Genomic DNA, 21044 nt, shown 5'->3' with positions numbered 1-21044 from the left:
AAAGTTGAACACCTGTGGGATGCCGTCAGGGATGCAATTGACAGCCTCAAACCTGACGAAATCAGAAACTATTTCAAAGCTGCGGGCTATGGACCTGAATAAGCGGGAAGTGCTCTAGATTGGCAATACGCATGACGTGGATTTCAAATGTTTGCCAGACATTGCCTTTGGTATAAGGATCATCCGCCAACCATTGATCAAGGGCTTCGCGGCTTTCAATTTCAACGTAAAGGCTGGAGCCAATCATTTGATCGTGTTCATCCAGTATCGCCCCGCCGATTAACAGGGTACCATCGGCCTTTGCCTTGCGGGCACGTTCAAAATGGGCCGGACGGGCAGCAAGCCGACGATTCATTGCATCCGGGTCGGTGCCATCGTGTGCGATAATGAGAAATTGCATGAAGGGAATCCTTTTAAAGAAAATCTGGTCTTTAGGATCATATACGATTAAATAGTTTCAATGGAAAGTTTTTCACCGACAATGCGTGCCGCCTTCTGGATGGTCTTTTTTTGTTTTACGATGGCCTGCCTGTCCGGCATGATCCGCCATCTATCCGGTGCTATACCTGCACTGGAGATGGTTTTCTTCCGTAACTTCTTTGGCTGGTTGTTTATGTTGCCGTTGGTGGCACGCGCCGGGTTTTCCATTTTAAAGACAAAACGGATCAAGCTGCATGGTGTTCGTGCCTTGTTGGGTACCGCAGCCATGTCGTGCTGGTTTATCGGTGTGACCCTTATCCCGTTATCGGAAGCCACTGCCCTTGGGTTTACGGTTCCCTTATTTACCACATTGGGGGCGGCGTTGATCTTGGGTGAAACGGTGCGTATCCATCGCTGGGTTGCTTTGATGATCGGTTTTTTGGGTGCCCTTGTGATTATTCGCCCCGGCATTGAACAAATTGAAATTGGGACGTTAATCGTTCTGGCCTCGGCTGTTTTTATTTCGTCTGCGGTTTTGATGGTCAAACATCTATCGTCTTCTGAACATCCCATGACCATTGTGTTTTATATGGGATTGTTTATGTCGCCCCTGTCCCTGATCGGGGCTGTCGGCGTGTGGGTCTGGCCGGAACCGGAACATTACATATGGCTGGTTGGTATGGGCGTGTTTGCCTCAAGCGGGCAAATCGGTATGGCAAAGGCCATGAAGCTGGTAGACGCATCGGTTTCCATGCCATTTAATTTCAGCCATATGATCTTTGCGTCTTTTATCGGTTTCTTCTTTTTTAATGAGGCTCTTGACGTATGGGCATGGGTGGGGGCGGTGATTATTTTCACCTCGACCCTTTATATTGTGCGCCGGGAAGCCAAGCTGGCGAAACAGAAATCCCGACAGGTTTTGCCTGAAGTTTAAGTCTGGTTGGCTTCATCCAGTCCCGGATCACCGATATCATCGCTGAGGGCTTCGATTTCCTGTTCGGGGACGGTGGACATTTCCATGAAATAAGCGAGGAACCACAGCAAGCCAACGCCCAGCAACCAAAAGAGAATTTGCCATGCCCAGATGGACGGAATGCCGAAGGCCCAGCCGTCCCGTCCCGCGTTTGGGGCACCGAAGATATCGTTGCCGACGACGACACCGGGGCCAATGGCAAAGAAAACCCAGATAAGGGTCAGCCCCCATGCAAGGGGGATCAAACGCCGCTTGTTCGGGGTCAAGGCAGCATGTTCTTTTAAAAAACGGTGATAACTGGCCTTATGGCTGTCTTCGGCTTCGTCTTGTGATCGAAGGGAGAGGGTGACACAGACGATCAGGTTTAGGGCAATGCCCCATCCTCCGCTGTGGATGGTCAGGGGCCAACGCCCCCACAAATCCAGACCAATGGCATGGAGCAGGGAGACGCCGAGGTTATCGGTGAAGAAAACGCCGAGAAGACCCGCAATCAGCCCTGCGCTAATGCCACGTGCGCTAAACCATTTAAACCAGCAAATCCCCAGCAATGCAGGCCACATTTGCAACCCGAAGGCCACTGCCATCCCGCCCAGCAAGACAAGGGTGTCTTTGTTCATTAAGGCGACGATAAGAGCGGCTAGCAAGATCAGAAGGACGCAGACGCGGGCGACAAATTTTTGGATACTGTGTCCGGCTTGGGGTTGAAGGCGATGTTTGTACACATCACGGGTGAGCATGGCCCCGGCGGTTGACATATAGGCCGCCCCGGCAGATTGCATCCCGGCAAGGGCGCAGACGCCAAGGAAGGCGACCAGCCAGGGCATCTGGTCCTGCACCATTGTCAGCAGATAAGGGACCAAGGTATCGGGAATATCTGAAATTTCCGGTGTTAAAATCCAGTCAATCGGCACACCACTTCCGGCGAGTGAGGGGGTTGCGCCCAGTAAATGCGTACTCATGCCCTGTGCGGTGGAGACAATAAACAGGATGCCACCCAAGATCAGACCGGAAACCCAGACTTGTTGGGGGGCAAAAGGTTTGGGCGTGTTGTTGCCGAAGCTCCACATCGAAAAGGCAGGTGAGGCCTGAACCCCAAGCATGGCCATCAGGAAGGTCAGGATCATCATTCCAGTCCAGGGGCCGCCGGTATCGGCGGTTTCAGAAACACCGCTGACAGGTTGCATCATGCCGGGGACAGCAAGGTAGGAGTTATAATCACCGCCACCGGCCCCTTTGGTCGTTCCCCACAGGCCGAATTCGGAATGTCCCATACGTTCAAGGCTGGTGAGCAGATTATCCACCCCGCCAATGGCATAGATGGCAATGGCCCCGGTTAAAATAACCCCAACAGCCAACAAGATACATTGAATGCTGTCTGCATAAGCGACCGCGCGCATTCCCCCATAGACGACATAAAGAAAGACCGCAACAGCGAGTAATAACGTGCCGGCGGTCGTGCTGATCAAGCCATCGGATAAAACGTTGAACAGATATCCGGCAGCGCCCAATTGCACACCCATGAAAGGGACAGTGAACAGAACGGCGACCACAACGGTGAGAAAGCGGATACGATCACATTGATAATAATCGCTGAGCATTTCCCCCGGTGTGACATAGCCAAACCGTTTGCCTAGCATCCATTGACGTTTGAGAAAGACAATACCTGTCAGGGGGATGACAATGGTAAAGAAGGAAATATAAGCATAAGGGAACCCGTCACGATAGATCATCGCGGGATGACCAAGAAAGGTCCAGCCGGAAAAAGATATGGCGGTGGCAGCCAGTACAAACACCCAAACCGGTAAACTGCGTCCGGCCAGAAAATAATCGCTTGCGGTGCGGGCCATACGTGCGCCCCGGATCCCCAGATAGACGCAATAAGCCCAATATAATGCAACAAACGCAAGCAACCAAAGTAGCTTCTCGTTCAAACCCTTAATCTCCCTAGTCAAAGGGGCTTTATTCGTTTTTTGTATAAGCCCCCAAGCGTGTGCCGTTCGTTTTTTTATGATAAGGCACGCCCTGCGTGGACTGATTGTTGCGCAATGTGAGACGGATTGCAACAAATCATATATAATGGGATGATATGCCCGCAATTTTATCCTATAAGGGGGCCGGGTAGGGAAGAAATGCGTTCACAAAGTAAGATATTTGCCAGACGTGTAGAGGGGTTCATGCACCCCGCCAAGGTTTGTGTGCCGTTTGGAACAACGTGCGCGGCTGCCATTGCACGTATGACGGAAGAAAAACAACCTTGTTGTATTGTCATTGATGGATACGGCAAAATTGCAGGTCTGGTGCGCACCCAGGATATCCTTGAAAAAATATTGTTTAAGCTTGGTCCGCAAACCTTGATCGAAGACGTGATGGACGATAAGGCCCTGACGGTTTTTGAAGGGGAATATCTGTATCATGCCATTGCGCGGATGCGCCGCCGTCATGTTGATGAAATTATTGTGGTTGATCAGGCCAAGCAACCGTTGGGCATCATTTCTTATCGGGAAGCTGTCGAGGCAGCAGCCAGTCGCTTAATCCAGCATATTGACCGTCTGGGCGGTGAAGGCAATTTGGATAGTCTGCGTGGGGTGAAGGCCGCGCAGGTGGAAATTGCACGCGATTTGTTTGATGATAACGTCTCAGCCGCCTATATTCAGCACCTGCTGTCCCACGTCAATAACGATATCGTTGCGCGCATCATCACGATGAACCTGGCGCATATGGAGGCCGAAGGCTGGGGCACGCCACCGGTTGAATTTTGCGTCATTGTCATGGGATCCGGCGGGCGGGGGGAAAACTACCTTTCCCCGGATCAGGATAACGGTTTTATTCTGGATAATTACCCGGACGAAGACCACGGGCGGGTTGACCAGTTTTTTCGCGAACTGGCGGCTCGCATGTGCAACGATCTAAATGAGATCGGTTTTCCCTATTGTAAAGGGTATGTGATGGCAAGCAATCCCTTGTGGCGCAAAAGCTTGTCACAATGGGTTGAACAGGTGCGTTTGTGGGGGCGTAAACGCAACGCAGCAGCCTTGCGTCTGGCTGATATATTTTTCGATTTTCAACCCGTCTGGGGGCGCTTGGACCTGGCCCATGATTTGCGCCAGAATGTGTTGAAAATGGTGCGGGAAAATAATTTCTTTTTGCAGGAAATGTATCGCGCTCAAGCCGATCATAGCGTTGGCCTTGGCCTGTTCGGGCGTTTGGCCCCTGATCCGGATGTGCAAAGCCAACATAAAATGATTGATTTGAAATATCGGGGCAGCTTGCCTTTGGTCGAAGGCATTCGTTTGTTATCCCTTCGTCATGCGCTTGAGGTGACTTCGACAGAAGACCGCATTGAGAAGCTACATAATGCCGGGGTTTTAAGCGATACAGAAGCCGATTATCTGGGCAGCGCCTTTGCGTTTCTGGTCCATATATTGTTGAAACGTCAAGTTATGGATTACCGCAACGGCGTTCTGGCTTCGCGTTTTGTCCGGTTCAAGGATCTAAGCAAGCGTGAACGTGAAAATCTACGCAATGCCTTGCGTCATATCGAGGCTTTCCGCAAACGCTTGAAGGCTGAGTTTACGGGTGATGTGTTTTAAGGCTTATCCCTACAATAAGAAAAGAACCTCCGCCCATTTGGGACGGAGGTTCTTTTAAAACGAAACGCAATAATCTGAATGTGGTTTAGCGTTCGCCCTTCAGCGCATCAGCCAGCAGGAAGGACATTTCCAAGGCCTGATTGGCATTCAGGCGCGGGTCGCAATGGGTGTGGTAACGATCACCGAGTTCGCTTTCGGTGACTTCGTAAGTCCCGCCCACACATTCGGTTACATTTTGCCCGGTCATTTCAAAATGAACGCCGCCTGCATGTGTACCGGCTGCTTTATGTGCGGCAAAGAATCCTTTGACTTCACCCAAAATCGCATCGAAGTGACGGGTCTTATATCCGCCTTCGGCGGAAACCGTGTTGCCATGCATCGGGTCACAGGACCAGACGATGTGACGACCTTCGGATTTAACGCGTTCCAGCAGCGGGATCAGGCCATCTTCGATTTTACCATCGCCCATGCGGGTGATCAGGGTCAGTTTACCGGCTTCGTTTTGCGGGTTCAAAGTGTCGATCAGTTCAATCAGGCCGTCCGGTGTCATAGTCGGGCCGACTTTACAGCCGATCGGGTTTGAAATACCGCGCATATATTCAATATGGGCTTCGTCCAGCAAACGGGTACGTTCGCCAATCCAGACCAGATGGGCAGAGGTATCATACCATTGTTCATCGTCGCTGGTGCTGTCCAGACGGGTCATGGCCTGTTCGTAGTTCAGCAGCAAGGCTTCGTGGGAGGTATAAAATTCAGTTTCGCGCAAAGACGCAACCGTGTCGCCACTGACGCCGCAAGCATCCATGAAGGCCAATGCGTCAGAAATACGATCAGACAAATCCTGATAACGATTGCCTTCCTCAGTACCGGAAACGAAATCCAAGTTCCACTTATGGACCTTGTTCAGGTTGGCATAACCGCCTTGTGCAAGGGCGCGGATCAGGTTCAAAGTCGCGGCAGACTGATTGTACATACGGATCAGGCGTTCCGGGTCCGGAATACGGGCTTCTTCGGTGAATTCCATTCCGTTGACCGCATCGCCACGGTAGCTTGGCAAGGTCACACCGTTGATGGTTTCTGTATCCGAAGAACGCGGCTTGGCAAATTGCCCGGCCATACGTCCGACTTTAACGATGGGACAGGAGGCTCCAAAGGTCAGAACAACAGCCATTTGCAACAAAACACGGAAGGTGTCGCGAATTTTGTTGGGGTGGAATTCTGCAAAAGATTCGGCGCAATCACCGCCTTGCAGCAAAAAGCCTTTGCCCATTGCAACATCGGCGAGTTCCGCTTTCAGGCGGCGTGCTTCGCCCGCAAAGACCAGCGGAGGATAAGCTGACAGGGTATCTTCAACCTGTTTTACTTTTTCCGCATCCGTATAAGTCGGCACCTGACGGATCGGTTTGCTGCGCCAACTATCTGGGGTCCATTTTTGGGCCATTGTCTGGAATCCTTAAAATCTGAAATGTGTCTCAAAATAAAATCTGTACATCTCGTATAAAAGGGAATCGACGGGATTTCCAGCAGAAAACGTAGCTTTCTTATGAAAACTATATGAAAGCTTGACGTAACGGTAAGCTGGTTGCGTATGTAAGTAATTTTATGTCGTGAAAACAAGGAAGCGGGAGGGTGGAACAAAAGGAGGGCCGTTCGTTCCACCCTCGCTTAAATCGCACATATGTCGCTGCGGGAGGGGGGCTGCATTGACATATGTTATCGCGATTATTTCCAGTGTGGCTCCTTCATAATAAATGACTGTACTAGTATATTACTAAAATAGTCAGTTATAGGGGCGAAGCCAAAAATCAAGAATCACAAGAGCCTCATCGACTGCCCCTTTTATATCCAACTAAAAAGCTCAGGTAATTGATGTTCGTCAATTACCCGACTTTAATGGTCGGACAAAGGAGGTGCTATTCCTCCTCAGGTCGTTTGTCGCGCATGGTGACAAATTCTTCTGCGGCGCTGGGGTGAATGCCGATGGTGGCATCAAACTGGGCTTTGGTTGCCCCACATTTCATGGCAATGCCAAGACCTTGCATGATCTCTGCTGCATCCGGTCCCATCATGTGTGCCCCGACGACACGGTCCGTTTTTGGGTCCACAATCAGTTTCATAAAGGTGCGTTCATCCCGCCCGGACAAGGTATGTTTCATAGCACGGAAACCGGATGTATAGACATCAACCTTGCCGTAACGTTCACGGGCCTGGGCTTCTGTTAAGCCAACGGTTCCCAAAGGCGGTTGTGAAAAGACGGCAGAAGGGATGTTTTCATAATCCACACCCGCACTTTCCCCGCCAAACAGGTGGTTGACCAATGCCATACCTTCGGCCAAGGCAACCGGGGTCAGGCAGACTCGATCGGTGGCATCACCAATGGCGTAGATGCTTTCGACACTGGTGCGGTAATTGTCATCGACTTTAATTGCCCCTTTGTCAGAAATGGCAACACCGAGGTTTTCAAGACCCAGACCGTCGATTTTGGGTTTGCGGCCTGTGGCGTACATGACGACATCGGTTTCAAGGCTTTCGCCATCACCGAGAACCAGTTCAAAATGATTGGCTTTTTTGTTGATGCATTCAACGGTGGTGGAGGACAGGATTTTGATCCCGCGTTTGGTCATTTCACGTTCCAGTTCGGATCGTAAATCGTCGTCAAAGCCGCGCAAGATACGATCCGCGCGGATAATCTCGGTGACTTCCACGCCCATTCCGGCGAAGATACCGGCAAATTCAACCGCGATATAACCGCCCCCGACAATGGTGATGCGACGTGGTAATTCCGGTAAATCCAAGGCTTCATTAGATGTAATGGCATGTTCAATGCCGGGGATTGCGGGCATCGTCGGCCAGCCCCCGACAGCAATGAGAATTTTTTCTGCTGTGTAGCGTTTTCCGGCGACTTCAACGGTGTGGGCATCAATGATCGTGCCACGACCTTGCAGCGTTTCAACACCGTTACTGGACAGGATGTTGTTATAGATCCCGTTCAAACGATCGAGTTCTTTATTTTTTGTGGCGATTAGTCGAGGCCAGTCAATGGCTGTTTGTCCGACATGCCAGCCAAATCCACTTGCATCCTGAAAATGGCCGGAAAATTCAGACGCATAGACCAGCAGTTTTTTGGGGACACAGCCGCGCAAAACGCATGTCCCGCCCACCCGGTCTTCTTCGCACACGGCGACACGTGCGCCTTTTTGTGCAGCCATGCGGCTGGCGCGTACACCACCGGATCCTGCACCGATGGTGAGGAGGTCGTAATCATATTGTTTGGACATGTCTGGCCCCTTTCAAGCAAAAGTCTGTTTTGAAGATAGAGCCGATAAAAAAAGCGTCAAGACCTATTGCCTCAACGCTTTTCAACATTTTGTGAATTTATCCGCTCGCCCTGGTCTTTTTTAGTTTCGCAAAAATGGCCTCTTTATGGGCATCCAAGACCTCAAACCCACCAATCAGGTGCCCATCGATGATAATTTGCGGGACGGTTTTTGCGCCGGTAATGCGGTCTTGCATGGCCTTGAATTTTGCCACTGTACTGACATCATGTTCTTGATAGGGAATACCGTTTTCCTGAAACATTTCCTTGGCTTTTTTACAGAACATGCAGCTGTCTTTGGTATAAATTTCAACACCCATGTGCTTTCTCCTTTTTATCTCGCTCAGTTTACGCGCCGGGGCCACAATCGATGCAGCGTGCCGGTGATACGGGGCCGAGTTCCAAGGCATTGTTCAAATCGCGAAGGGCGGTGCGAACCCCTTCTTCGACAACGGGGTGATAGAAGGGACGATCCAGCATTTCACTGACGGTCAATTCAGACTGATGTGCCCACGCCAGCAAATGCGCAATATGTTCAGCGCGTGGCCCGACCATTTCTGCACCGAGAAAACGCCCGGTTCCTTTTTCGCCATAAACCCGTAAAATCCCGTTATTCACCAACATGACACGCGAACGCCCTTGACCTTTAAAATCAACGGAGCCAACGGCAAAGTTGGCGTTGCGTTCTTCCAAGGCTTTATAACTTTCGCCAACCATCATAATTTGCGGGTCACTGAACATGACGGCGATGGGGCTGGATTTGGTGAAGGCACGGATTTCAGGATAACGGGCTGCGTTATAGCCAACGATTTTTCCTTCGTCTGCGGCTTCGTGTAGCAACGGGATGTTATTTCCGGCATCCCCGGCGATAAAGATATGGCTGGCACTGGTTTGTCCGGTTGCAAGAACAAAGTGCGGAACGCCGCGTTCATCCAGTTTAATCGAGGTATTTTCCAGCCCCAGTTTATCAACATTGGGGCGGCGGCCTGTGGCAATCAGGGCGTATTCAAAACGGTCTGTTTTTGTTTCCCCGTCTTCAATAAAATCAATTTCCACATGATCGCCGACATGTTCCATGCGGGTGACCTCGCCATGCGGATAAAAGGGGAATTCATCCATAAAGGTTTCGCGTGCCTTGAATTTAACGACATCGTCGCTCAACGGTCCGACAAGATAATCGCGACCGAACAGGGAGACACGTACACCAAGACGATGCAAGGCTTGTCCCAATTCCAGACCGATGACACCTGCGCCGAAGACAACAACGGACTTGGGTAAATCGTCCCAGTCAAAGACATCATCATTAATGATCAAGCGATCCCCAAATGCCTTGAAGGGTGGCGGCACAAAGGTGCTGGAGCCGGTGGCAATAACAATCCGGTCTGCTTCAATGATCTGACCGTTACTTAATTCCAGATGATGATCATCAATGAATTTGGCATAGGCGCGGATGCGGTTGGCTTCATTCCAGCCTTCAACGTCTTCTTTGACAAAACCGACGAAACGATCACGTTCCGATTTTACCCGGGCCATGACCGCTTTGCCATCAATCTTGGGCGGTTGGTAGGTGACACCAAAAGGTTGGGTGTGTCCGCCGAAATGGGCAGCTTCTGCCGCAGCGATTAAAAGTTTGGAAGGCATGCAGCCAACGCGGGCGCATGTGGTGCCATACTCGCCGCCTTCGATCAGGACGACATTGTCGGTGACTTTTGTGGCTTCGCGGTATGCGCCCATACCGGCTGTACCGGCGCCGATGATGGCGATATCTACTTTGCGTACGGACATGTTTCTGCCTTTCAAACGGAAGGAAGTTTAAAGAAAACGAGGGAGGCAAATAGAGGGGAAAAGAAAGCAGGAAAGAGGAAGGGCGGCTTCGTGAAGGGGCAGGGGGGCGCGGCCCTTCCTCATTTCCTTAGTGAAAAACCTTAGCGGTTTTTCAGGTAGTTCAGCATTGTGTCAGCGTCAGAAACTTCGAACGGGTCGGTCGGGCAATTGTCTGTGTAACCGTCTTCGGCAAACAGGACTTTGATCTCACCATCTTCAACGTACATGGAGTAACGCCAGCTGCGCATGCCAAAGCCGAGGTTGGATTTGTCAACCAACATACCCATTTTGCGGGTGAATTCGCCATTACCGTCCGGCAACATGAAGACGTTCTTGCGACCCAATTTCAGCCCCCACTGGTACATAACGAAGGCATCGTTTACAGACAGGCAGATGACTTCATCAACGCCTTGGGCTTTCAAATCGTCATACAGTTCTTCGTAACGCGGCAGGTGAGTGGAAGAACAGGTCGGTGTGAACGCACCGGGCAGAGAGAATACAACAACGTTTTTACCGGCGAAGATCTCTTCAGTTGTCAGATCTTTCCATTCGAACGGGTTGTCGCCTTCGATGGCATCGTTACGAACGCGGGTTTTAAAAGTGACGTTGGGTACACGTTTTTGCATGTTTCTAATCTCCAAATGTGTGTTAGTCAGTTGATGTGTTTGTTTGCTGAAAATGAATGTAGAAGAAATACGTGCATTAGTAAAATGAGTTATTTTTATAACTTCGATAGATTTTTTCTATCGTGAAAAATAGTCGTTCACCAAGTCTGTGCAATCGGCTAATGTTTTTGCGCAGACCCTTGGATTTTCAAGTGTATAAGAGGACGAAAAGAGATGATGAATTGGGCCGATCTTTTATCGACAAGCCGGATCGGAATGGACGAAGATGCCCCGGCAGGCCGGGAAGAAAGCCCTTTTTTGCTGGATTTGGACCGGATTACCTTTTCTTCTTTTTTTCGCCGTTTGCAGGATAAAACGCAGGTTCATCCCTTGTCTGTCGGGGGGCGTGTACGTTCACGTCTCACCCATTCCGTTGAAGTGGCCTCGGTCGGGCGGTCATTAGGCTTCGGTGTCGGACGACAGTTAATCGAAGGGGAGCGCGATATTCCGGCACATATCACGGCCCATGATTTCGGTTATATCGTTCAGGTCGCCTGCCTGTCCCACGATATCGGCAATCCGCCGTTTGGCCATGCGGGTGAATCCGCAATTGGTCAGTGGTTTCAGGAAAACAGGGATGTGGTGTTCAGTGCAGACATGAGTGATTCACAAAAACGCGACCTTTTGGCGTTTGAAGGCAATGCACAGGGGTTTCGTATCCTGAACAAACTGGATTATTTTCGTGAAAAGGGCGGCTTTCGTATGTCATATGCGGCCTTGGGCGCGTTTACCAAATATCCCGGTGATACGTCGATTAAAAACAGGCAGGGGATTGAGGCCAAAAAGCCCGGTTTCTGCCAATCGGAAAAAGCGATTTTTGAAAAAGTGGCTAACCGGTTGGGACTTATTCGCAGAGGGAATGACCATTTATGGTGTCGTCACCCGCTTGCTTACCTGATGGAAGCGGCGGATGATATTTGTTACCGGGTTGCCGATCTTGAAGATGGGGTCACGATGGAATGTGTGTCGTTTAAAGAGGTCGAATATCATTTGGCCCCGCTTGCGTGGTCGCACAAACATGGTGATACCATCGCGGCACGCCGGGCGCATTTGTTGTCGCAAAACTGGTATGCGGATATGGATCAGTCCGAAAAACTGGGATTTCTGCGGTCCAAAGCGATTAGCAATTTGATCAAAGCCACGGTGGATGCTTTTATCGAACATGAAGAGGACCTGTTGAAAGGTGCGTTTGATCAGGAGCTTCTTGCCGCGACACCTTTTGCACAAGAGGCCCAAGCCTGTAAAACATTTGCCGGAAGTTCCATCTTTGGCACACGGCGTAAGCTTGAAATTGAAACAGCCAGTTATGAGGTGCTGGGCTTTTTGCTGGATGTTTTCTGCCGTGCCATGCTGGAATTTGAAAAATGCGGCGGGGATATTAAGCGCATGTCGGCGAAACATAAACATGTGATCCGCCTGCTTGAATACCCATTTGTGTTCAAGAATGATCGTTATGAACATTTGATGCAAGTCAGTGATTTCGTCTCTGGACTGAGTGATCGTGCTGCCGTAAATATGTTTAAAGTCTTAAAAGGTATTTCGCTTTAATAACGCAAAGGCAAAGTTGTAAAATGTCGAATAAAGGGGTCATTTATATTGCTATTAGCCTGATCGCAATCGCGGCGGCTTATGCGTTTATCCAACTGTCAGGATCATATGCGAAGATTGATCCGCAGGATGAAAAGATGGTTGCACGTGGACAACAGATTTATGGGCTTTATTGTGCGGAATGTCATGGCATCAAGCTGGAAGGTGAAACGCCCGATTGGCGTACAACAAAGGCCGATGGAACCTTACCGGCCCCGCCCCATGATGAAACCGGCCATACATGGCACCATGATGACCAGTTGTTATTTGATTATACCAAACGTGGCGGTGCGGCTTTGGGACCGGAAGGTTTTAAAAGCGGGATGCCGCCCTTCGGGAAAATTCTGAGTGATATGGAAATTCGCTCGGTGCTGGCTTTTATTAAAAGCCGTTGGCCCCGCGAAATTCAGGATCGCCAACAACGTCTGAGTGATGCGCTGAAATAAGGAATTAATGCGCAGATTGTTCGGGGGTGACGCCGAGATTGGCAAGATCATGCATGATGTGATTGTAAATATCATGGATCTTTTGGCTATCAGAAAGCCGGTTTTCGCACTCTATGGAAGAAACAATGATGCTGTGAAAATCGTTTGCATGGGTTGCCCCGCTTTCGTGCAAACGGCACAACAGGCCATGCAGATTGACACCATACATGTAATCATCTTCGTTATAAGGGCAGGTAATAAGTTTGCCGCCGATTTCCATATATTCCTGTGACTGATACATAAGCGAACCTGTTGCACGTTCAAACCACTATAACGTTTAATTTAACGTGCTGCCGATGGGGCTTCATCACTCAAATGAGTGAGGCTTGATGATAATCGGATCAGGTTTCGGATTGATTTTTAAACTCGGGTGTTGGTTCGTCCTGTGGCAGGATATCCCCGAAGAAATCTTCTAGAAGCTGTTCAAGCTGTTCGGTCTTTTTACGGATAAAAGGCTTGGTGCTTTCCAGTCCGATTTCGCCCGCACATGTGGCTTCTGCGCCAGCGCATTGGGCGATGCAACTTGCTTGGCTGCCTTCGCTATCCAGTTCGAAACAATTTGCAACACATTGATTGTGCTGGGCAAAACATTCTTTTAAACTGGTTTGTCCATAAGCAAAAACGGGAAAGAGAAAGCTTGCAATAAAGACGGCGGCGAGTTTCATGGGACGGCTCAATCTGAAATAGCTTGAAATTGGAATAAAAGAATAGCCTATATGGCAGGAACTTGTCCAATATACTATTTTCGTGCAAATGTGCAAAAAAAGTAAAAGCCTTGAAGGATATCGCATGACGCAATTAAGCCTGTTTACCCTGACCAATCAGATTGAAAACGACAAAGTCAGTGTTAATCATCTGTTTTTTCCGGCGCATTCGCAAACCCAATGGCATCGCCATGAACGCGATTATGTCATTGTACCGATGGAGGACGCAGTCTTGAGGATGGAGAGCGATAAAGGCGTGCAGGATGCGGTGTTAAAACGCGGACAATGTTATTATCGGGATGCGGGTGTTGAACATAATGTGATTAACGCCAACGATTTTGATGTCACGTTGATTGAAATCGAGATCAAGAAGTAATCGACTGTTTCTAGGTTCGAAAAGGGGGAGGCTAAGGCTCCCCGTTATGTTCAAGCTGTTTTTTGACGTTGGGCCTGAATGCTCAACGCAATGCCAAAGGCAATGATACCGGCCCCGATCCATGTGGTGACATCGTAACGTTCCCCCAAAAACAGAACGGCGCAAACCAAGCCAACAGCGGCTGATACATAACCGATTTGGCTGAGCAAAACAGGGCCACCAACTTTTTGCAGTCTGAAAAAAGCGGGGAAGATCAGGCCGGAGACCAAGAGTTGCAGGAGAACAACAACCGGTGTGTTGGTGATTTCACCGAAACTGGCATCCGTTTGATAAAAGAAAATCAGGCCGCTGTAAAAAAGGACCGCGATGGTATGGCTCCAGAATGCAAGGCTGTCGGGCTCGCCTTTATCGGGCCAATCCAGTGTGCGATAGATATTACCAAGGGCGAGGCAAAGGGGGACGCAAAGGGCGAGAACAATCAGTTCCCACGGCGGCGCGTCCGGTAAACTGCCTTTACTGATACTGACAACGGCAGTGCCGATCAGACCGAAAAGGATACCGATCAAGCCGATACGGTTCGGGATATTCATGCGCAGGTTAAGGGCAAAAAATAAGGTGAAGACCGGAGATAGGGCAAACATTAATCCCATATATCCTGCCCCCATGCGTAACATCACGCTGAAAAGCAGTAAATTGGGGATGATATAGGACAGGATGGCGGATAAAACGATATAACGCAGTGTTGATTTTCTTGGAAAAATAAGTTTTTTCTGCGAAATCAAAACCGGAAACAACAATAAACACGCCCCCAACGAGAAGACAAAAGCCCAAACCGTTGGCGATATCGCAGCCTCAGCCGCCAATTTTCCCAAGGGAAAGTTAAACCCGATCAAAAGTCCGGTGATTAAGAGCAAGGCAATGGGGTTTTCACTGATTTTATTCATGTTGAAAGACTCCATCAAATGCGATTTGGTCCAGTGTAAAACGATTACTGGGGTGTTCACGCGCGCGCAGATCTTCGTTCAGTTTATCAGGATGGTCATTTTTACCCAGAGCCAAGGCAATTTGAACCTGATAGCGTTCAGGAAAGCCCAAATATGCGGCTGCTCTATCTTTGAAAATACCAGCCATTGCATGTGCACTATAGCCCATGATGGTGGCTTGCAATGCCAATTGTGCCCAAGCCGCCCCACTGTCAAAATGATGATAATGAGAGGCGCGCGGCCCTTCGCCATTTTGTCCTTCGACCAGACTGTCGGAAGCCAAAAAGACAAGCGCACTGGCATTTTTGGCCCATCCGGCATTGAACGGGTCGAGAAGGTCAAGGTAGTTGCCCCAATGGCTATCGTTTCGCATGCTGTAGGTGAAACGCCACGGCTGAATATTATAGGCCGAAGGCGCCCAGCGTGCGGCATCTAATATGGTCAGTAAATCGTTTTCCGGCAAATCAGCCTGTGCATCAAAAGAACGGGGCGACCAACGTTGCAGAAACGCCGGATGAATGGGATGAGTGGACTGTCGGGGGGATGTCATCGTTTGTAAGCCTTTACTTTGTTGTGGGGGGCGGGTAGTTTGTTTTGGTAATTTGATATAATATAGTTTGATATCAAATTACTTTACATGAAGCTACATAGGGTATCTTGTACGATGAGTCAAGACAGAGTGATCAATGTCTGTTCCAAAAACACGGATGATATTTTGACCCAATGGCAACGTGAACGCCCGGATATTGATCCGACATCAATGGCGATCTGTGGTGATGTGTGGCGGGCCAGCGAAGTGTTGCGCCGGGGTGTCATGGTAAATTTGGCCCGATATGATCTGGATTTCCCACAGTTCGATGTGGTGATGACGTTGCGCCGTCAGGGAAAGGGCGAAACCTTATCGCCATCTGTTTTGGCAAAAGAGATGATGTTATCGACGTCTGCGATGACCAACAGGTTGGATCGACTGGAAAAATGCGACCTGATTCAGCGGATTGTGGATCCGAATGACCGCCGGGGCCTTAAAATCATGTTAACCGAGGCCGGTTTTGCCTTGGCAGAAGAAATGGTGGTGTCTCATGTAGAGACCGAAGACAAAATGCTTGAAAAACTGAGCGCTGAGGAAGGGGCCCAGTTACGCGATTTATTGTCCAAAATCGGTTGATTGCAGAAAACCAAATTTCGGGATTGAGCGCCCCCCTTCTCTTTAAGAGCAGATAATTTGCCTTGTATTAACTTTAAACTTTGTCTAAAAGACCTCAACTCACTTAGGACTCGTTCTCTTGAAACGAGTGGCTATTCTGGCCGCCAACCCGCCAGACAACCCTGATTTTATAAACCTTTTGACGCAATAGCCTTATTGCGATGGTTTCTTTTGTGGTTTTTCATGCTACCCTTTTCCAAATATATGCACGAGTGGGGCCTTAATATCCGGGGTGATATTCTCTCCGGCCTTGTTGTCGCCCTCGCTCTTATTCCCGAAGCTATTGCGTTTTCCATCATCGCAGGCGTAGACCCCAAGATTGGGCTGTATGCCTCTTTCTCAATTGCTGTGGTGACTGCAATTGCAGGCGGGCGTCCCGGTATGATTTCCGCAGCCACGGCGGCAACGGCGGTCTTGATGGTGACACTTGTGAAAGATCATGGCTTGCAGTACCTGTTGGCCGCAACTATTTTCGCAGGCTTGTTGCAAATTCTTGCCGGGTTTTTGCGGCTTGGCTATGTGATGCGGTTTGTCTCCAGATCTGTGATGACAGGCTTTGTCAATGCGTTGGCAATCTTGATTTTTCTGGCCCAAATACCAGAATTGGACCCCGGGCGCGTTCCGTTTCTGACATATATTCTGGTTGCCGCCGGGCTTGCGATTATCTATCTCTTCCCTTTAATAACCGAGGCCATTCCTTCGCCATTGGTAACGATTGTTGTACTGACAGGTTTGACAGTTTATTTCGGGTGGGATGTGCGCACTGTCGGGGATATGGGCGAGCTTCCCGATACATTGCCTATATTCTTGCTCCCCGATATTCCCTTGAATTTTGAAACCTTGCAAATCATCTTCCCCTATTCGGTGGCGGTTGCGGCTGTGGGGCTTTTGGAAAGCTTGATGACCCAGCAAATCGTCGATGACCTGACCGATACGGGTAGTAATCGCAATATGGAATGTATTGGACAGGGCATAGCCAATAGCTTGACGGGTTTTATCGGTGGTATGGCAGGATGTGCGATGATCGGGCAATCCATTATTAACGTAAAATCCGGTGGTCGCGGGCGGCTATCTTCTTTTTCCGCCGGGGTGTTTTTGTTGATTATGGTTGTTGTTCTTGGCGATATTGTCGCTCGCATCCCTATGGCGGCGCTGGTTTCGATTATGATTATGGTTTCGATCGGGACATTCAGCTGGTCGTCCATTACCAACTTGCGACAGCATCCGCACTCTTCCTCTATTGTGATGGTAGCAACCGTTTTCTTTGTTGTTTATACGCATAATCTTGCCATCGGCGTTCTTGTCGGTGTCCTGCTGTCCGGTATTTTCTTTGCGTGGAAAATCGCACAGATTTTCCGCGTCACAACATTGATCAGCAAAGACGGGCGTCACCGTACCTATACGGTGGAGGGACAGCTTTTCTTTGCGTCTTGCGATGACTTTATGAAGGCTTTTGATTTTAAGGAAGCCGCAGAGAAAGTGACGATTGATGTCAGTCATGCCCATATATGGGATATTTCTTCGGTTGCCGCCGTCGATATGGCTGTGCTTAAATTCCGCCGTGAGGGGGCCGAGGTTGAATTGATCGGCCTGAACGAGGCTTCCGAAACCATTGTGGACAAACTGGCTATTCACGACAAGCCGGGCGCGATGGATAAACTTTTGGGGCATTAAGGGGAAAAACAATGACTGAACATACATTAATCGCACTTGTTGACGGTTCTGCATATTCTGAAAGTGTTTGTTACTATGCGGCCTGGGCCGCCAAACGATTGAACGCCAAGGTCAAGGTCTACCATGTTATGGGGCCGCGCGAAGGGTCAGACAGTCAGGATTTAAGCGGTGCCATCCGGTTGGGTGCACGCTCCAGACTGCTTAAAGAACTGAGCGAACTTGATGAAAAGCGAGGCAAACTTTCACAAGAGCAAGGACGCGCCATTCTGGAAGATGCACAAGGGATTATTTCACCCAATGGCGAGGTTGATGTTGAAACCCGTCTGCGTCAGGGGGATCTGTTGGATACAATCCTCTCGAAAGAAGAAAATGCTGATCTCATTCTCATCGGGAAAAGGGGCGAAACCCGGGGATCTTTGGATGGGCATCTTGGTTCGAATTTTGAACAGATTGTTCGCGGGTCGCACAAGCCAATTTTGGTCGCCAATCATGCCTTTAAAACAATAAAAAATATTTTGGTTGCCTTTAATGGTGGAACGGCATCGTTAAAGGCTGTTGACTATATCGCACAATCCCCCCTGTTTTCAGGTCTGGAGGTCAGTCTTGTTTATGCGGGAAAAGAAACACCAAAAATTGAAAAATCCATGCAGGAAGCCAGCGAGAAACTTGCCGCTGTAAATATGGTTGCAAAAACCGTCATCAAAGACGGTACACCGGAAACCATCCTGTCCCAAATGACCAAAAACCACGATAATCAAATACTGGTCATGGGGGGATACGGTCATTCATGGTTAAGAACGCTTTTAACAGGTTCGACGACAACACATACAATTCAATCATGTAAGGTGCCTATTTTTATCATTAATTAATGCCACCCCATTGTAAAAAGGAGCATACTCGGGGGGTTAGCTATTTTGGGCCTCGTGAACATCGTGCAAGAATTTCACCACATGTTGCTGCAATTCGTCACTTTCATGCAAAAGCGCATTGGCAGAATCAAAGACCATTTGCGACATGGTTCCGGTTTCACCTGCCGCTTGGGCCACCCCCTGAATATTGCGTGACACTTCCTGCGTTCCTTGCGCGGCCTCTTCCACATTGCGGGAAATTTCAGCGGTGGACGCATTTTGTTCTTCAACCGCGCCAGCAATTGCTGTTGACAGTTCATTCACGCGTGCGATCACATTGGAAATCGCCCGAATGGCCTCAACGGCATCGCTTGTCTCGCCTTGCACCTGACTGATTTGCTTGCGAATTTGTTCGGTTGCCTCACCTGTCTGGCTCGCCAGCATTTTGACTTCGGATGCGACAACGGCAAAGCCTTTGCCCGCATCCCCCGCGCGTGCCGCTTCAATGGTGGCATTTAAGGCCAGCATGTTGGTCTGGTCTGCAATATCATTAATCAGATTGATCACATTGCCAATTTCATCGGCAGCTCCGGCCAGTCGTTCAATCTTCTGATTGGCTTCTTCCGTTTGACGAACGGCATCGGTTAAAATGGAGCTGGACTCGGAAATTTGACGGGAAATTTCTTCAATTGAAGCGGTTAATTCCGTGCTCGCGGCTGAAACGGTCTGGACATTTGCCGTTGCTTCTTCCGTTGCGGCCGAAACAGCCGTGCTTTGTTTTTGGGTTTGTTCGGCATTGGCAGATAAGGTGTTTGCCGCACCATGCATTTCTTCGACTGAGCCTTTTACGGTGGTCAGCATATCGGTGATAACCTGATCAAAGTTCTTGGTCAGTGCCTCAATTTTCTTCTGTCGGTTTTCACGCTGGATCACCCGTTCTTTTTCTTCAGCTTCCAGCCGGACGCGCTCAATCGCATTATCTTTAAAGACCTTGACGGCCTGTGCCATGTCACCAACTTCATCCCCACGATCATGGTAAGGGATCTCAACGGTATTATCGCCTTTCGCCAAAACATTCATCGATTCTGTAATACGGGTAATCGGGACGGTAATTGTTCGGGAAAACAGAAGCGCGACAATCGCACCGATTACAGAAATAGCCAAAACCAAACCAATACTGGTGTTACGTACTAAAGTTGCCGTTTGCATGGCCTCTTCGACATCAACTTCGGCGATAATGGCCCATTTTGTATTTAAAAAATCTACCGGTGTATAGGCCGACAATACATCTATGTTGCGATAGTCTTGAATTTCATGGACCCCGGTTTTGCCTTGTAAGGCTTCTTTAACCGTTTGGCTTTCTACTTTATTTTTTAAAATTGTACTTTCTTTGGAAAAGCGCGAATCACTACGCATCAGATAGTCTGACCCCACAATATAGGTTTCCCCGCTTTCCCCCATACCTTCGGCAGATTGCATAATGCGGTTAATCTCGCCAATCGGCATCTGATAGACCAATACGCCGACGAGATCGGAGTTCTTCTTGAAAACCGGCATGCCAATAAAGCTGGCGGGCGCATCGGCACTGGGCGCGTAGGGACGAAAATCTTTGAAAACGGCACCATTATCTTGTGGATTTTTTATAATATCGCGGAAAAGAACACCAAGTTCGCTTTTTGCCCAATCCCCATTATTGAGGTTTGTCGCAAAATCCAGTTCTTTAAACACGCTGTAAACGACATTCCCAGCCGGGTCGATTAAGAACACATCATAGTAATTGCGGGCTTCCAGCAATGTACGGAAGTAAGGGTGAAACTCGCCATGAACCTCATCATAAGGCGTCCCGGTCGCGGCTTTTAGCAATTTGTGTTTTTCGCCTGATGGATTCGGGTTATCCGTAATATAAGCCTGTTGCAAGCGTTGCTTTTGTTCACCGCCAAGGGAAGCCCAGCTTTCTTCAAACCCGGTTAAGGCTTGCGCCACAACGGGATTGTGGGCCTGAATTTTCAAATCGCTGGAAATAATATCCAAATAGTTGGAAAGTTCTGATTCACGGGCCGCAACCAATGAGACAAGCTTGTTGCCTTCTGACTTTTCAAAGCCATCGGAAACCTCGAATAAGATGATTGTACTCAGCAATACGCCTGTCATAATCATAAGAAGGACCGTGAAGACAGGCAACTTCTTCGAAATTTGAATATTTGATAATGTCATTGCTCTTTCCCGACCTATATTATTTTTTTCACTGTAGTTTTTACAAAAACTCTTATTCGATGAGCGCCAAACAAGTATGTAACTTAAGGTTAGTATGATTATAATTATCAACTGGAGATTAATATAAGGGTTTTTTTGTATTAATTTCAATACATATAAATATCTACCTTAAACTTTGTTT

General features: G+C 49.0%; 20 protein-coding genes and 1 other annotated feature. Of the genes, 8 read left to right on the top strand and 12 right to left on the bottom strand.

Features of this window, described 5'->3' with window-relative positions:
• Window positions 1-73 precede the first annotated feature (73 nt).
• On the bottom strand, window positions 74-400 hold the full coding sequence (locus IEW74_RS08805; protein WP_188663898.1) for a YciI family protein: 327 nt from the start codon (window positions 398-400) through the stop codon (window positions 74-76).
• 60 nt (window positions 401-460) lie between these two features.
• On the opposite strand from IEW74_RS08805, the gene IEW74_RS08800 reads away from it, so the two are divergent.
• Window positions 461-1354 (top strand): DMT family transporter, encoded by an 894-nt coding sequence (locus IEW74_RS08800; protein WP_188663896.1) that lies wholly within the window; start codon window positions 461-463, stop codon window positions 1352-1354.
• On the opposite strand, the gene IEW74_RS08795 is transcribed toward IEW74_RS08800, so the two are convergent.
• Window positions 1351-3324, bottom strand: a complete 1974-nt coding sequence (locus IEW74_RS08795) for a sodium:solute symporter family protein (protein WP_188663894.1) — start codon at window positions 3322-3324, stop codon at window positions 1351-1353. The genes IEW74_RS08800 and IEW74_RS08795 overlap by 4 nt on opposite strands.
• Window positions 3325-3522: 198 nt before the next feature.
• On the opposite strand from IEW74_RS08795, the gene IEW74_RS08790 reads away from it, so the two are divergent.
• A complete protein-coding gene (locus IEW74_RS08790) occupies window positions 3523-4983 on the top strand; it encodes a DUF294 nucleotidyltransferase-like domain-containing protein (protein ID WP_188663892.1) in 1461 nt (486 codons plus the stop codon).
• Window positions 4984-5068: 85 nt separating this feature from the next.
• Here the strand turns inward: IEW74_RS08790 and IEW74_RS08785 are convergent, their stop codons facing one another.
• The 5 genes from IEW74_RS08785 to IEW74_RS08765 form a co-directional block, all read right to left on the bottom strand.
• A complete protein-coding gene (locus IEW74_RS08785; RefSeq protein ID WP_188663890.1) occupies window positions 5069-6424 on the bottom strand; it encodes a class II 3-deoxy-7-phosphoheptulonate synthase in 1356 nt (451 codons plus the stop codon).
• 472 nt (window positions 6425-6896) lie between these two features.
• Window positions 6897-8261, bottom strand: coding sequence for a glutathione-disulfide reductase (gene gor / locus IEW74_RS08780; RefSeq protein ID WP_188663889.1), 1365 nt, complete (start codon window positions 8259-8261; stop codon window positions 6897-6899).
• A gap of 97 nt (window positions 8262-8358) precedes the next feature.
• A complete protein-coding gene (locus IEW74_RS08775; RefSeq protein ID WP_188663888.1) occupies window positions 8359-8619 on the bottom strand; it encodes a glutaredoxin family protein in 261 nt (86 codons plus the stop codon).
• Window positions 8620-8647: 28 nt separating this feature from the next.
• On the bottom strand, window positions 8648-10084 hold the full coding sequence (locus IEW74_RS08770) for a dihydrolipoyl dehydrogenase (RefSeq protein WP_188663887.1): 1437 nt from the start codon (window positions 10082-10084) through the stop codon (window positions 8648-8650).
• Window positions 10085-10224: 140 nt separating this feature from the next.
• Window positions 10225-10749, bottom strand: coding sequence for a peroxiredoxin (locus tag IEW74_RS08765; protein ID WP_188663886.1), 525 nt, complete (start codon window positions 10747-10749; stop codon window positions 10225-10227).
• A gap of 213 nt (window positions 10750-10962) precedes the next feature.
• Here IEW74_RS08765 and IEW74_RS08760 point away from each other — a divergent pair, with 213 nt between their 5' ends.
• The gene (locus tag IEW74_RS08760; RefSeq protein WP_188663885.1) at window positions 10963-12336 is read left to right on the top strand and encodes a deoxyguanosinetriphosphate triphosphohydrolase; all 1374 of its coding nucleotides are present in this window, start codon (window positions 10963-10965) and stop codon (window positions 12334-12336) included.
• 23 nt (window positions 12337-12359) lie between these two features.
• The gene (locus IEW74_RS08755; protein WP_188663884.1) at window positions 12360-12821 is read left to right on the top strand and encodes a c-type cytochrome; all 462 of its coding nucleotides are present in this window, start codon (window positions 12360-12362) and stop codon (window positions 12819-12821) included.
• 4 nt (window positions 12822-12825) lie between these two features.
• Here the strand turns inward: IEW74_RS08755 and IEW74_RS08750 are convergent, their stop codons facing one another.
• Complete coding sequence (locus IEW74_RS08750) at window positions 12826-13101, bottom strand: hypothetical protein (RefSeq protein ID WP_188663883.1); 276 nt, start codon at window positions 13099-13101, stop codon at window positions 12826-12828.
• Between the two features lie 100 nt (window positions 13102-13201).
• On the bottom strand, window positions 13202-13525 hold the full coding sequence (locus IEW74_RS08745) for a hypothetical protein (RefSeq protein ID WP_188663881.1): 324 nt from the start codon (window positions 13523-13525) through the stop codon (window positions 13202-13204).
• 124 nt (window positions 13526-13649) lie between these two features.
• Here IEW74_RS08745 and IEW74_RS08740 point away from each other — a divergent pair, with 124 nt between their 5' ends.
• Window positions 13650-13940, top strand: coding sequence for a cupin domain-containing protein (locus IEW74_RS08740; RefSeq protein ID WP_188663879.1), 291 nt, complete (start codon window positions 13650-13652; stop codon window positions 13938-13940).
• Window positions 13941-13990: 50 nt separating this feature from the next.
• On the opposite strand, the gene IEW74_RS08735 is transcribed toward IEW74_RS08740, so the two are convergent.
• Window positions 13991-14884 carry a DMT family transporter gene (locus tag IEW74_RS08735; RefSeq protein ID WP_188663877.1) on the bottom strand — a complete coding sequence of 298 codons (894 nt, stop codon included), beginning with the start codon at window positions 14882-14884 and terminating at the stop codon, window positions 13991-13993.
• The gene (locus IEW74_RS08730) at window positions 14877-15473 is read right to left on the bottom strand and encodes a nitroreductase family protein (protein ID WP_188663874.1); all 597 of its coding nucleotides are present in this window, start codon (window positions 15471-15473) and stop codon (window positions 14877-14879) included. The genes IEW74_RS08735 and IEW74_RS08730 overlap by 8 nt, the downstream gene beginning before the upstream one ends.
• Before the next feature lie 114 nt (window positions 15474-15587).
• On the opposite strand from IEW74_RS08730, the gene IEW74_RS08725 reads away from it, so the two are divergent.
• From IEW74_RS08725 to IEW74_RS08715, 3 genes are all read left to right on the top strand, one after another.
• The gene (locus tag IEW74_RS08725; protein ID WP_188663872.1) at window positions 15588-16088 is read left to right on the top strand and encodes a MarR family winged helix-turn-helix transcriptional regulator; all 501 of its coding nucleotides are present in this window, start codon (window positions 15588-15590) and stop codon (window positions 16086-16088) included.
• 103 nt (window positions 16089-16191) lie between these two features.
• Window positions 16192-16249, top strand: a sequence feature (sul1 is cis-regulatory element that is thought to sense ions involved in sulfur or methionine metabolism; They are found in Alphaproteobacteria).
• Window positions 16250-16310: 61 nt separating this feature from the next.
• Complete coding sequence (locus IEW74_RS08720; protein WP_188663870.1) at window positions 16311-17801, top strand: SulP family inorganic anion transporter; 1491 nt, start codon at window positions 16311-16313, stop codon at window positions 17799-17801.
• An 11-nt stretch (window positions 17802-17812) separates the two neighbouring features.
• Window positions 17813-18670 (top strand): universal stress protein, encoded by an 858-nt coding sequence (locus IEW74_RS08715; protein ID WP_188663867.1) that lies wholly within the window; start codon window positions 17813-17815, stop codon window positions 18668-18670.
• Window positions 18671-18706: 36 nt separating this feature from the next.
• Here the strand turns inward: IEW74_RS08715 and IEW74_RS08710 are convergent, their stop codons facing one another.
• Entirely contained in the window at window positions 18707-20863 is a 2157-nt protein-coding gene (locus IEW74_RS08710) for a methyl-accepting chemotaxis protein (RefSeq protein WP_188663865.1), read from the bottom strand.
• Window positions 20864-21044 lie beyond the last annotated feature (181 nt).

The sequence above is a fragment of the Terasakiella brassicae genome, assembly GCF_014641495.1.
Classification (GTDB): domain Bacteria; phylum Pseudomonadota; class Alphaproteobacteria; order Rhodospirillales; family Terasakiellaceae; genus Terasakiella; species Terasakiella brassicae.
Note: the sequence above shows the minus strand (reverse complement) of the source record. Positions and strands in the feature narration are given on the sequence as shown.

Bases quoted from the DNA above. Each gene is read 5' to 3' on its own strand.
- IEW74_RS08800 (WP_188663896.1), top strand. From the start codon at position 461: ATGGAAAGTTTTTCACCGACAATGCGTGCCGCCTTCTGGATGGTCTTT.
- IEW74_RS08740 (WP_188663879.1), top strand. From the start codon at position 13,650: ATGACGCAATTAAGCCTGTTTACCCTGACCAATCAGATTGAAAACGAC.
- IEW74_RS08730 (WP_188663874.1), bottom strand. From the start codon at position 15,473: ATGACATCCCCCCGACAGTCCACTCATCCCATTCATCCGGCGTTTCTG.
- IEW74_RS08725 (WP_188663872.1), top strand. From the start codon at position 15,588: ATGAGTCAAGACAGAGTGATCAATGTCTGTTCCAAAAACACGGATGAT.
- gor (WP_188663889.1), bottom strand. From the start codon at position 8,261: ATGTCCAAACAATATGATTACGACCTCCTCACCATCGGTGCAGGATCC.
- IEW74_RS08790 (WP_188663892.1), top strand. From the start codon at position 3,523: ATGCGTTCACAAAGTAAGATATTTGCCAGACGTGTAGAGGGGTTCATG.
- IEW74_RS08715 (WP_188663867.1), top strand. From the start codon at position 17,813: ATGACTGAACATACATTAATCGCACTTGTTGACGGTTCTGCATATTCT.
- IEW74_RS08720 (WP_188663870.1), top strand. From the start codon at position 16,311: ATGCTACCCTTTTCCAAATATATGCACGAGTGGGGCCTTAATATCCGG.
- IEW74_RS08745 (WP_188663881.1), bottom strand. From the start codon at position 13,525: ATGAAACTCGCCGCCGTCTTTATTGCAAGCTTTCTCTTTCCCGTTTTT.
- IEW74_RS08760 (WP_188663885.1), top strand. From the start codon at position 10,963: ATGATGAATTGGGCCGATCTTTTATCGACAAGCCGGATCGGAATGGAC.
- IEW74_RS08755 (WP_188663884.1), top strand. From the start codon at position 12,360: ATGTCGAATAAAGGGGTCATTTATATTGCTATTAGCCTGATCGCAATC.
- IEW74_RS08775 (WP_188663888.1), bottom strand. From the start codon at position 8,619: ATGGGTGTTGAAATTTATACCAAAGACAGCTGCATGTTCTGTAAAAAA.
- IEW74_RS08710 (WP_188663865.1), bottom strand. From the start codon at position 20,863: ATGACATTATCAAATATTCAAATTTCGAAGAAGTTGCCTGTCTTCACG.
- IEW74_RS08735 (WP_188663877.1), bottom strand. From the start codon at position 14,884: ATGAATAAAATCAGTGAAAACCCCATTGCCTTGCTCTTAATCACCGGA.
- IEW74_RS08770 (WP_188663887.1), bottom strand. From the start codon at position 10,084: ATGTCCGTACGCAAAGTAGATATCGCCATCATCGGCGCCGGTACAGCC.
- IEW74_RS08805 (WP_188663898.1), bottom strand. From the start codon at position 400: ATGCAATTTCTCATTATCGCACACGATGGCACCGACCCGGATGCAATG.
- IEW74_RS08785 (WP_188663890.1), bottom strand. From the start codon at position 6,424: ATGGCCCAAAAATGGACCCCAGATAGTTGGCGCAGCAAACCGATCCGT.
- IEW74_RS08750 (WP_188663883.1), bottom strand. From the start codon at position 13,101: ATGTATCAGTCACAGGAATATATGGAAATCGGCGGCAAACTTATTACC.
- IEW74_RS08765 (WP_188663886.1), bottom strand. From the start codon at position 10,749: ATGCAAAAACGTGTACCCAACGTCACTTTTAAAACCCGCGTTCGTAAC.